The organism is Cupriavidus basilensis (assembly GCF_008801925.2).
Classification (GTDB): domain Bacteria; phylum Pseudomonadota; class Gammaproteobacteria; order Burkholderiales; family Burkholderiaceae; genus Cupriavidus; species Cupriavidus basilensis.
On sequence record NZ_CP062803.1, the window covers coordinates 4,375,445 to 4,385,894 of the forward strand.

At 67.9% G+C, this 10,450-nt stretch carries 9 protein-coding genes; 2 read left to right on the top strand and 7 right to left on the bottom strand.

The features are described from left to right. Positions 1-122: 122 nt before the first annotated feature. Genes F7R26_RS20135 through F7R26_RS20145 form a run of 3 tightly spaced genes read right to left on the bottom strand, consistent with a single transcriptional unit; the run spans position 123 to position 4,080 of the window. Positions 123-1,058 carry an alpha/beta fold hydrolase gene (locus F7R26_RS20135; RefSeq protein ID WP_150987546.1) on the bottom strand — a complete coding sequence of 312 codons (936 nt, stop codon included), beginning with the start codon at positions 1,056-1,058 and terminating at the stop codon, positions 123-125. Positions 1,059-1,108: 50 nt separating this feature from the next. Beyond that, positions 1,109-1,612 (bottom strand): Cu(I)-responsive transcriptional regulator, encoded by a 504-nt coding sequence (gene cueR, locus F7R26_RS20140; RefSeq protein ID WP_150987548.1) that lies wholly within the window; start codon positions 1,610-1,612, stop codon positions 1,109-1,111. Then, on the bottom strand, positions 1,609-4,080 hold the full coding sequence (locus F7R26_RS20145) for a heavy metal translocating P-type ATPase (RefSeq protein ID WP_150987550.1): 2,472 nt from the start codon (positions 4,078-4,080) through the stop codon (positions 1,609-1,611). Before F7R26_RS20145 ends, cueR begins: the two co-directional genes overlap by 4 nt. A gap of 263 nt (positions 4,081-4,343) precedes the next feature. Here F7R26_RS20145 and F7R26_RS20150 point away from each other — a divergent pair, with 263 nt between their 5' ends. Then, positions 4,344-4,556: a heavy-metal-associated domain-containing protein gene (locus F7R26_RS20150; RefSeq protein WP_150987552.1), complete on the top strand. Its 213-nt coding sequence runs from the start codon at positions 4,344-4,346 to the stop codon at positions 4,554-4,556. 66 nt (positions 4,557-4,622) lie between these two features. On the opposite strand, the gene F7R26_RS20155 is transcribed toward F7R26_RS20150, so the two are convergent. The 4 genes from F7R26_RS20155 to F7R26_RS20170 all read right to left on the bottom strand — a co-directional run bounded on the left by F7R26_RS20155 (position 4,623) and on the right by F7R26_RS20170 (position 8,679). Beyond that, complete coding sequence (locus F7R26_RS20155) at positions 4,623-5,351, bottom strand: OmpW/AlkL family protein (RefSeq protein ID WP_150987554.1); 729 nt, start codon at positions 5,349-5,351, stop codon at positions 4,623-4,625. 232 nt (positions 5,352-5,583) lie between these two features. Then, positions 5,584-6,543 (bottom strand): delta(1)-pyrroline-2-carboxylate reductase family protein, encoded by a 960-nt coding sequence (locus F7R26_RS20160; RefSeq protein WP_150987556.1) that lies wholly within the window; start codon positions 6,541-6,543, stop codon positions 5,584-5,586. A gap of 88 nt (positions 6,544-6,631) precedes the next feature. Continuing rightward, positions 6,632-7,636, bottom strand: coding sequence for an aldo/keto reductase (locus tag F7R26_RS20165; protein ID WP_150987558.1), 1,005 nt, complete (start codon positions 7,634-7,636; stop codon positions 6,632-6,634). Positions 7,637-7,788: 152 nt separating this feature from the next. Beyond that, on the bottom strand, positions 7,789-8,679 hold the full coding sequence (locus F7R26_RS20170; RefSeq protein ID WP_150987559.1) for a LysR family transcriptional regulator: 891 nt from the start codon (positions 8,677-8,679) through the stop codon (positions 7,789-7,791). Positions 8,680-8,863: 184 nt separating this feature from the next. Here F7R26_RS20170 and F7R26_RS20175 point away from each other — a divergent pair, with 184 nt between their 5' ends. Then, positions 8,864-10,408 carry an MFS transporter gene (locus F7R26_RS20175; protein ID WP_206702497.1) on the top strand — a complete coding sequence of 515 codons (1,545 nt, stop codon included), beginning with the start codon at positions 8,864-8,866 and terminating at the stop codon, positions 10,406-10,408. Positions 10,409-10,450: the final 42 nt, after the last annotated feature.

Sequence of the window (10,450 nt, forward strand, 5' to 3'; positions counted from 1 at the left end):
GCCCGCGCGGGAATATCCCGCCAGGATGGCAAATGCATGCGTCCATGCGCGGCATGCCGAGCTTGGGCCGTGGCTGCGCGCAATGGTTCAGGAGATGTCAGCCAGGGCCACATCATGCGCGCTCACGCCGCCTGCGGCTGCAGATGCTTGCGCAGCCAGCCGGTGAGCGCGGCCAGTACCTCGCCGCGCAGCGGCCGTGCCTCATTGAAGATCTCGTGGTAGCCGGTGTCGAACCAGAGCGCCTCGCGCAGGTCGGGCGGCGCGTTGTCGAAAAAGCGGCGGCTGCCGGCCGGATCGACGATGCGATCGTCGCCCGCCACCAACATCAGCATGGGTGCTTCCAGCAGGGGCGCGTCGGTTTGCGCCTGCGCCATGCCGCGCACAAAGGTCTCCAGCACGCCGGCGCTGATGGTGCCCTGCACCAGCGGATCGGCGCGGTACTGCGCCACCACCGCGGCGTCGTGCGACAGGTAGCGCGCATCGATCGGGTTGGGCACGCGCAGGCGCGGCACCAGCGTCAGCAGCATGCGGTGCAGGGCCAGCATCGGGGCGGACAGCCTCAAGGCCAGCGCCGGCGATGACAGCACGAGCGCGCGGATGGGCCGCACGCGCGCGGTGGCAAAGCGCGCGGCCACCAGCCCGCCCATGCTGTGCCCCAGCAGGAACGGCAGCTCCTGCCACTGGCCCACCGCGGCGTCGTGGATTTCGGTGAGGTCTTCGACAAACACATCCGGATGCTCCGCCACCATGCGCGGACCGCCGCTGGCGCCATGGCCGCGCTGATCGTAGGCGCGCACACGCAAGCCCAGGGCGCACAGCAGCTCCACGACATGCTGGTAGCGGCCGCAATGCTCGGCCAGGCCGTGCACCAGCAATAGCGAACCGGTGGGCTCCGGGAACAGGTCGGGATCGGGCTGCCAGGTGCGCAGGAACAGTTCCGTGCCGTCGCGCATGCGCTGGCGGCTTTCGATGGGGGTGACGGGCCGCGCGGGGGCCGCCACGGCAGGGCCGCCGACGTCGGTCGGCTCGGCGGGAGCAGCGGTACTCGGTCGATCCATTCGGTTGATCTCCATCTGTGTTCCGCTACGATGCCTCCGGCCTTCCCCGGCTAGGAAGCCGCGGTGCTGTCCTCGCCGTGACGATGGCAGGCCGGCACCGCGCCATCGTTGTTGCCGTTGCCGCCCGCTTCCGCTTCCTCCGCCAGGCCGAATCCTGCCTGCGCCATATCGGCGAGGATCGGGCAGTCGGGCCGCGCATCGCCACTGCAGGCCTCGGCCAGCTGGCGCAGCGTGTCGCGCATGGCAGCAAGCTCGGCAATGCGCTGCTCCAGGTCCGCCACGTGGCGCAAGGTGAGCGCCTTGACGTCGGCGCTGGCCCGCGCGCGGTCGTGCCACAGCGACAGCAGCCCGCGTATCTCGTCGAGCGAGAACCCGAGATTACGGGCACGCCGCACGAAGCGCAAGGTGTGCACCGCGCGCTCGTCGTAGCGGCGGTAGCCGCCCTCGCTGCGCGGCGGTGGCGCCAGCAGGCCGATGGACTCGTAGTGCCGGATCATCTTGGCGGAGACGCCGGAAGCCTGTGCTGCTTCGCCGATATTCCTGCCGATATTCATGCTTGCTCTCCCGCCGGCTTCCAGCGCCGCAGCAGCAGCGCATTGCCGACCACGCTCACGCTGGAGAATGCCATGGCCGCGCCGGCCACCACCGGGTTGAGCAGGCCGGCCGCCGCCAGCGGGATGCCGATCACATTGTAGAAGAAGGCCCAGAACAGGTTCTCGCGAATCTTGCGCACGGTGCGGTGCGAAATCGCCAGCGCATCGGCCACCAGCGCCGGGTCACCGCGCATCAGCGTGATGCCGGCAGCATGCATGGCCACATCGGTGCCGGTCGACATGGCGATGCCGACATCCGCCGCAGCCAGCGCCGGCGCATCGTTGATGCCATCGCCAACCATCGCCACCACGGTGCCGCCCGCCTTGAGCCCGTTCACGCGCTCGGCCTTGTCGGCCGGCAGTACTTCCGCCTGCACCTCGTCCAGCCCCAGCGTCCGGGCCACGCGCGCGGCGGCGCCCTGGTTGTCGCCGGACAGCATCACCGTGCGCACGCCGGCGGCGCGCAGCCGCTCGATCGCGCGCCGCGCACCCGGCTTGATGGCGTCGCCAAAGGCAACCAGCCCTACCACGCGGTTTTGCGTGGGCGACGCATCCCGCGCGCCCGTCTCGATCAGCCAGGACACCGTGCGGCCCGCTTGCTGCAGTGCCTGCGCCTGCGCTTCGAGCGTACCCGCGGCTGCGCCCAGCGAGGCGCGCAGGCGCTCGCTGCCAAGCTGCAACGCCTCGCCATCGACCTTGCCGGACAAGCCCATGCCGGGCAATGCACGCACATCGGTTGCCGTCGGCACGTGGATGCCGCGCGCGCGGGCCGCTGCCAGCACCGCGTGCGCCAGCGGATGCTCGCTGCCGGCCTGCAGCGCGGCCAAGCGCGCCAGCAAGCGCGGCTGCGCATCCTCACCGGCACCCGCCGGCACCGCCAGCGCCACCACTTCCGGCTTACCCACCGTCAGCGTGCCGGTCTTGTCGAAGACCACCACCTTGACCCGGTGCGCCACTTCCAGCGCCTCGGCGTCCTTGATCAGGATGCCGGCGCGCGCACCCGCGCCCGTGCCCGCCATGATCGCGGTCGGCGTGGCCAGGCCGAGCGCACACGGGCAGGCGATCACCAGCACCGCCACCGCGTTGAGCAAAGCCGCCTCCCAGTTGCCGCCTAACAGGCCCCAGCCTAGCAGCGTGACCAGCGCGATGCCCAGCACCACCGGCACGAACACCTCGCTCACGCGGTCGACCATGCGCTGGATTGGTGCCTTGGCGGCTTGCGCGTGCTCAACCATGCGGATGATGCGCGCCAGCACCGTCTCCGCGCCCACCGCCACCGTGCGCGCCACCAGGCGGCCTTCGTAGTTGATGGCGCCGCCGGTCAGCAGCGCGCCGGGCGCCTTCGGTACCGGCAGGCTCTCGCCGGTCAGCATGGATTCGTCCGCATGGCTGCTGCCTTCGATGACCTTGGCATCCACGGGCACGCGTGCGCCCGGCAGCACCACGATCTCATCGCCGACCCGCACCGAGCCCAGCGGCACGCTCACCTCGGCGCCGTTGCGGCGCACGATCGCGCTATCGGGGCGCAGCGCGGCCAGCGCGCGGATGGCATCCGCCGTCTGGCGCTTGGCACGCGTTTCCAGCCACTTGCCCAGACGCACCAGCGTGATGACCACCGCCGCGCTCTCGAAGTACAGGTGCGGCATATCGTCCGCGCCACGCCACATCAGCCACAAGGACAGGCCATAAGCCGCCGAGGTGCCAAGCGCGACCAGCAGATCCATATTGCCCGCACCCGCGCGCACCGCCTTGAAGCCAGCCTTGTAGAAGCGCCAGCCAAACACGAACTGCACCGGCGTGGCCAGCAGCCACTGCACCCAGGCCGGCAGCATCCAGTGCACGCCAAACCATTCGGCCACCATGGGCGCCACCAGCGGCAACGATAGCGCCGCCGAGATCGCCACCGGCCATGGCCCGGACCAGAAGCCCTCGCCAGGCACCGCCCCGGCCGGCAATTCGCCGGTGACCGGCACCGCGCCATAACCGGCGCGCGCCACCGCAGCAGCCAGCGCATCGGCATCCACGGCACCGCGCAGCACGGTCACCTCAGCCTGCTCCGTGGCCAGGTTGACCTGCGCATCCACCACGCCGGCCACGGCCTTCAGCGCACGCTCGACACGGGCCACGCAGGAAGCGCACGTCATGTCGCTGATGGACAAGGTCACGGCCTGGTGCGGCACCTCGTAACCAGCGGCCCTCACGGCCTCGGCGGCGGCCGGCAGCACGGCTGCGCTATCGGCCTGCAGCGTGGCTTCTTCGGTGGCGAGGTTGACGGCGACCTGGCGCACGCCAGGCACCTTGCCCAGCGCGGTCTCGACGCGCCGCACGCACGAGGCGCACGTCATGCCGCCGATCGGCAGCCGCCATTCGGAGGCCGGCGCGCCTGCTGCGGCGCCGGGGACGGGAAGGAGTTGGGAGTTAGCGGGCATGGCAGGGATCGGGTCCACAGTGATGACAACCACATCATGGACCTTACCATGTTGGGAAGGTCAAGCCCGCGCGCAAGCAACGCATTCATCACGTGTCGCACGCGAGAACGTCTGGAAAAGGCCTTGCGCTTCCCACGGTGGGAAGGTGCAAACTTCAGGGGTAGACCGAAGTCCGGCCCGGCCAGCGCAGCGACAGGTACGCTTTTTGGACGGCCGGACGCTCACCTTGATTCCTTACCCCAGGTACCAACAGGAGATTCCAGATGATCCAGTTCCAGGTTGAAGGCATGTCGTGCGGCCATTGCGTGGGCGCCATCACCCGCGCCGTGCAAGCGCTCGATCCCGCCGCGAAGGTGTCGGCCGATATCTCCGCGCAGGCAGTCACGGTAGAGGCCACCGCCAGCGGCCAAGCGCTGCGCGAAGCCATCGAGGCCGCGGGCTATCCCGTCAAGGGCAGCACCCAGGCCGCGGGCTGAGCCGGCAGCGGCACAAAGCAAAACGGGCGCCAGCAATGGCGCCCGTTTTGTCGTCTGGCGAGCCGCTTAGAAGCGGTAACCGACGTTCAGGTAGGTCACGACCGGATCGATATTGATCTTGGTATGCGACACCACGGTAGCATTGCCCGCCGCACCCGCGTTCTGCGTGGTGAGCGTGGCCGTGCTGGACAGCGGCAGGTAGGACACCGACAAGCCGACGAACCAGTTATCGGTGACGGCGTAGGTCGCGCCGACGTTGAACACCGGATTCCACGAGCTCTTGGCGCTCGCCGTCATCCTGGCGTTCGGACCAAACTCGGAGCGGACGAAAGTCTGGTTGTTGATGGTCTCGTCGGTGAACCATGTGTAATTCACGCCAAGGCCCACGTAGGGGCGGAACTTGGTCTTCGCTTCCCCGAAGTAGTACTTCACCAGTACCGCCGGGCTCCATTGCTTCACATTGCCCAGCGTGCCGTATTTGGCAAACGTGCCAGCGCCCTCTACGTCGTGCTTCGGCGGAATCCCCGCCACGATTTCGCCTGCGATATTGTCGGTGAAGAAGTGCGTGAACGCGATGCCAAGCGTATCCGCGGACTTGATCTTGGCACTCGTGCCGGCTTCGGTCTGGTTGACGGGGAAGCCACCGATGCTATCGACGACCAGCGCATCGGCCGAACTCGTCGGCATCACGCGGAACCAGCCCAGGCTGACAATATTGCTGCCGGCGCTCTGCGCTTGCGCGGCACCGGCAATTAGCATGGCTACGCTGGCCAGCAGGATCTTCTTGGGGGACATGCCTCTTACTCCTTTTGTTGACTCTCTACCCGAGGCAGGCATTATCCGGTCTGGTGTGACCTGTCTGTTTCAAACGCTTAACACTTTTGTAGAAGGCCGCCCCTAAATCACGGGTTAACCATTAAAAACGCCGGCAAACGAGCCAAATCGACCGGCGAAACCGTATGCAATTTGCGACGCTCGCCGGACAAAAAACCTACTGCACGGTATAGACCTACTGGCGACAAGGGAATTACGCCGTGCCGGCACTCGCCAGCACGCATGCGGCCAGATCCCACAGGGCGTAACCGACACTCTTGAAGACCAGCGGGCTGCCGCGGCGCGCGCGCAGTGCGTCCGCGGCGAGGATCGCGTGCTCGAACGGTTGCACGGTGGGCCAAGCGATGCCCGCCTGCAGCAGGTCACCCGCCTCCTCCTCGATGCCGAACAAGGTATCGGCCAGCAGCCGGCCATGCGCCGAGGCCGCCTGACAAAGCGCCGGCGGCAGCTCGCACATCTCCGGGCGGAACGCGCCCACCGCGGCGATGAAATGATCGTCGCGCCACAGGCCGCTATCCAGGTCCGGCAGCACCGGCACCAGGCTGGACGTCACCGTCACCACCATGGACACGCGCGGCAAGACCGTGCGCACGTCATCCACCGTCTGCGCCTCCACGCCCAGCGTGCGCGCGTGCGCGGCGAGGGCTTCTGCCTTCGCGGCCGTGCGCGAATGCAGCCACACCCGGCGCGGCGAGAGGCCGGTGGCAAAGGCCTCCAGATGGGTCAGCGCCTGCACGCCGGCACCGATGATCAACAGCTCCCCAGCGGGATCCGGCGCGAAGCACTGTGCCGCCAGCAGCGACACGGCGGCGGTGCGCCGGCCCGTCACGGTGGGGCCGTCCAGCAGCGCCAGCCGGCGTCCGGTATGGGCGTCGGCCACCACCACCTCGCCGAGGATATTGGGCAGGCCGCGTTGCGGATTGCCGGGGTGCACGGTGATGTTCTTGGTCATCACCAGTTCCCGGTTACGCGCCGGCATCACCAGCAGCGTGCCCTCGCCGCCAGCGGGGTCCCCTACAGGCAACGCAATGCGCGGCGGCGCCATGGCCGTGCCCGCGCGCAGCTCGGCCAGCATGTCGGCAATGGCGCGGGCCAGCGCGGGGTAAGGCAGGCGGGCCGCGGTCTGGGCGGCGTCTAGCAGGGCAACGGACATGGCAGGTGGCTCCGGAGGCGGTTCGCGATGCTGGATTATCGGTGAACTCGCCGCCGGCCTCCCCCCACGCTCCACAGGTTCAGCCGGTTCAGCGCGCCAGCAAGGACATCACCTGCCCCGGATAACGCGTACCCGCGACTGCGTCTGCCGGGAACACGGCGTCGATGGCCGCGATGTCGGCCGCGTTCAGCACCACGTCCAGCGCGCCAAGGTTGTCGTCAAGGTTGGCCACGCGCCGCGTGCCAGGGATCGGCACCAGCATTTCGCCACGCGCCAGCACCCACGCCAGCGCCAGTTGCGCCGGGCTGCAGCCCTTGTCGCGCGCCAGCGCGTTCACCTTGTCCACCAGCACCAGGTTGCGCGCGAAGTTCTCGCCCATGAAACGCGGGCTGGTACGGCGGTAATCGTCCTGCGCGAAATCCTCAGGGCTGCGGATGGCACCGGTCAGGAAACCCCGGCCCAGCGGGCTGTATGGCACGAAGGCAATACCGAGCCGCTGGCACGTAGCGAGAATGCTCTGGTCGCCACCCGCCTCCACGTCGCGCGTCCACAGCGAATACTCGCTTTGCAGCGCGGTGATGGGATGCACGGCATGCGCGCGCTCGATGGTCTGCGCGCCGGCCTCCGACAGTCCCAGCCAGCGCACCTTGCCCGCCTTCACCAGTTCCGCCATCGCACCCACGGTTTCCTCGATGGGCACCTGCGGATCGACCCGGTGCTGGTAGTACAGGTCGATATGCTCCACCCCGAGCCGCTTGAGGCTGGCATCACAGCTGGCTCGCACATATTCGGGCCGGCCATCCACGCCGCGCGCCACCGGGTTGGCGGCGTCGCGCACAATCCCGAACTTGGTCGCCAGCACCACGCTGTCGCGGCGAGCCGCGATGGCCCGGCCTACCAGGCTTTCGTTGGTATACGGACCATAAATATCAGCGGTATCGATAAAATTGATGCCTTTATCAATAGCATGATTGATAGTGCGAATGGATTCGGCGTCGTCATGCGCGCCGTAAAACTCGCTCATGCCCATGCAGCCCAGGCCAATCGGGAATACCTGTGGGCCATGCTGGCCCAGCTTGCGTAGTGCGGTCATGCGGAACTCCTTGGTTGAGGAACCTCGGCAGTATCGCCAAGACCGGGGCGCGGAAACAGCCGGCTACGCTGCATGCGTCATGAAGCATAGCTTCACAATCGGGTTACCTTCTTAAGCTGGACCCCATGGTCGATGGGAAGGGCAACGGGCTCTCATCCCGGGTTCTCCCGGCGGGACAGGAAGTCAACCAGCACCCGCAGCTTAGGCAGCATGTGCCGGCTCGATGGCCACAGCATCCAGAATGTGCCTTGCACCACGTTGTACGTGTCCAGCGCCGTCACCAGCCGCTGATCGCTCAGCGCCTCCTGCGCCACGAAATCCGGCACGTAGCAAATGCCCAGGCCGCCGATCGCCGCGGCCAGCACGCCTTCGATGTTGTTCAAGGCGAACGTGCCCGGCAAACGCACTTCCTCGCCATCGGCATCCTGCGTCAACACCCAGTCCTGCAGTTTCCCGCTGGAGGGGAAACGATAGCGCAGGCAAACATGCTGCTCCAGGTCCTTCGGCCGCCTGGGCATGCCGCGCCGCGCGAAGTAGTCCGGCGCGGCACACACCACCTGGCGAAAAGGCCGCAGGCGCCGCGCCATCAGTTGGGAATCCACCAGCTCGCCGCTGCGGATCACCAGGTCGAAGCCCTCCTCCACCACGTCCACCATGCGGTCGCTGAAATCCAGGTCGAACTCGATCTCCGGATAAGCGGCGCAAAACGCAGCCAGGTCGGGCAGCAACAGGCGATAGCCGATCGCCGGCACGCTGATGCGCAGCCGGCCACGCGGCGCCTCCTGCAGCCGCGACAACTCCAGTTCCGCGTCGTCGATTTCCTCGAGGATGCGGCGGCAGCGCTCGAAGAAAAGCGCGCCCTCCTCCGTCAGGCGGATCTGCCGCGTGCTGCGGTGAAACAGCCGGATGCCAAGCCTGGCCTCGAGCCGCATCACGCTCTTGCCGATGGCCGATGGAGAGACACCGAGAAGCCGTCCCGCCGCGACGAAGCTCCGGGTCTGCGCCGCGCGCACAAAGGCGTAGAGGCCACTAAGACTATCCATGCATATCCATGACGATCCATGCCGCTTCATTAGAGAATTTTTGTCCGCTAAGCACGGCATTACGGGTGCTTTAAGACGCATTAAGGCCATCCTATCATCAGTCCACTTCCGCGAATGCCCACGGTCACGTGCGATCGGCGGCAGCAACATGCGGCGCTCGCCCGCCCTCCAACCCGGACTCCCGATGCCCAAACCTGCACCTGACACCGCGCACACCACGGCGCAAAAACTGATGATCCTTGGCGCGGTCTGTCTTGCCGCGCTGGCCATGCCCCTGAGCTTCACCGGCCCGGCGGTCGCCTTGCCAGCGATTGCCGCCGATCTCGGCGGCAGCCCCATCGCGCTGAACTGGGTCACCAACGCCTTCATGCTGTGTTTCGGCAGCTGCCTGATGGCAGCCGGCGCGCTGGCCGACCGCTTCGGGCGCAAGCGCGTATTCCTCGCCGGCATTGCCGGCTTTGCGCTTAGCTCGCTGGCCCTCACGGCAGCGCCCGACATCGCCTGGCTGGATGGCCTGCGCGCAGCGCAAGGGGTGGCCGGTGCCGCCGCCTTCGCCGGGGGCATGGCAGCACTGGCGCAGGAGTTCGAGGGGCAGGCCGCTACCCGCGCATTCAGCTTGCTGGGCACCACGTTCGGCGTGGGACTCGCCTTCGGGCCGGTGCTGGCGGGATGGCTGATCGGGCAAGCCGGCTGGCGCAGCGTCTTCCTCAGCGCAGCCGCGATCGCCGTTTGCGCCGTGGTGCTGGGCGCGCGCTGCATGCGTGAGTCGCGCGACCCCGCCGCCAGCGGGCTCGACTGGCCAGGGGCGGGCACCTTTACCGGCGCGCTGAGCTTGTTCACCTATGCCGTGCTGCGCGCGCCGGACAGCGGCTGGGACAGCTTGCCGGTGGTCGTGCTGTTGGCCAGCGCCGCCGCGCTGATGCTGGCGTTCGTCATGATCGAGCAGCGCGTGCGCGCGCCTATGCTGGACCTGTCGCTGTTTCGCTATCCGCGCTTTGTCGGCGTGCAATTCCTGGCGGCCGCGCCCGCGTATTCGTACGTGGTGTTGCAAGTCCTGCTGCCGGTCCGCCTGATCGGCATCGAAGGCTACAGCGCGATCGAAGCCGGCCGCATGATGATTGCCCTGTCCGCACCGATGCTGGTGGTGCCGCTGCTGGCCGGCCATCTGACCCGCTGGCTCTCGGCCGGCCTGATCTGCGGCCTGGGCTTGCTGGTGTGCGCCGCCGGCCTGCTATGGCTGGCCCACTGCGCGCCGGGCCAGCCAAGCGCCGGGCTGGTGCTGCCCATGCTGGCGATTGGCCTTGGCATCAGCCTGCCCTGGGGCCTGATGGATGGCCTGGCCGTCAGCGTGGTGCCCAAAGAGCGCGCGGGCATGGCCACCGGCATCTTCAGCACCACGCGGGTGGCGGGCGAAGGCATTGCCCTGGCCATCGTTGGCGCCATGCTTGCCGGGCTTGCCCAGTCCAGGCTGCACGCCATCGCCACTGCGCCCTCGGCCGCGCTGGCGCAAGCCGCGCACCGGCTCGCCATGGGCGACCTGCCCCGCGCCATGGCCCTGCTGCCGCAGGCGAGCGAGCAGGCACTGGTGCAAGGCTATGGCGATGCCTTCCGGCTCCTGCTGTATATCCTTGCAGCGATCACCGTTGCGTCGGCGGCATTGGTATTTGGCTTGCTCAGCCATTCACGGTTGCCGCATCTGTCAGTATCCGCGCCAGAAGCCTCGCGTTAGCAACGCGCCGCCGCACGCTTCGCGGCAAGGCGCGCCATGCTA

Coding starts and splice junctions, on each gene's coding strand:
- cueR (WP_150987548.1), bottom strand. CDS start 1,612: ATGAATATCGGCAGGAATATCGGCGAAGCAGCACAGGCTTCCGGCGTC.
- F7R26_RS20175 (WP_206702497.1), top strand. CDS start 8,864: ATGCCCAAACCTGCACCTGACACCGCGCACACCACGGCGCAAAAACTG.
- F7R26_RS20135 (WP_150987546.1), bottom strand. CDS start 1,058: ATGGATCGACCGAGTACCGCTGCTCCCGCCGAGCCGACCGACGTCGGC.
- F7R26_RS20165 (WP_150987558.1), bottom strand. CDS start 7,636: ATGACCGCACTACGCAAGCTGGGCCAGCATGGCCCACAGGTATTCCCG.
- F7R26_RS20155 (WP_150987554.1), bottom strand. CDS start 5,351: ATGTCCCCCAAGAAGATCCTGCTGGCCAGCGTAGCCATGCTAATTGCC.
- F7R26_RS20145 (WP_150987550.1), bottom strand. CDS start 4,080: ATGCCCGCTAACTCCCAACTCCTTCCCGTCCCCGGCGCCGCAGCAGGC.
- F7R26_RS20160 (WP_150987556.1), bottom strand. CDS start 6,543: ATGTCCGTTGCCCTGCTAGACGCCGCCCAGACCGCGGCCCGCCTGCCT.
- F7R26_RS20170 (WP_150987559.1), bottom strand. CDS start 8,679: ATGGATAGTCTTAGTGGCCTCTACGCCTTTGTGCGCGCGGCGCAGACC.
- F7R26_RS20150 (WP_150987552.1), top strand. CDS start 4,344: ATGATCCAGTTCCAGGTTGAAGGCATGTCGTGCGGCCATTGCGTGGGC.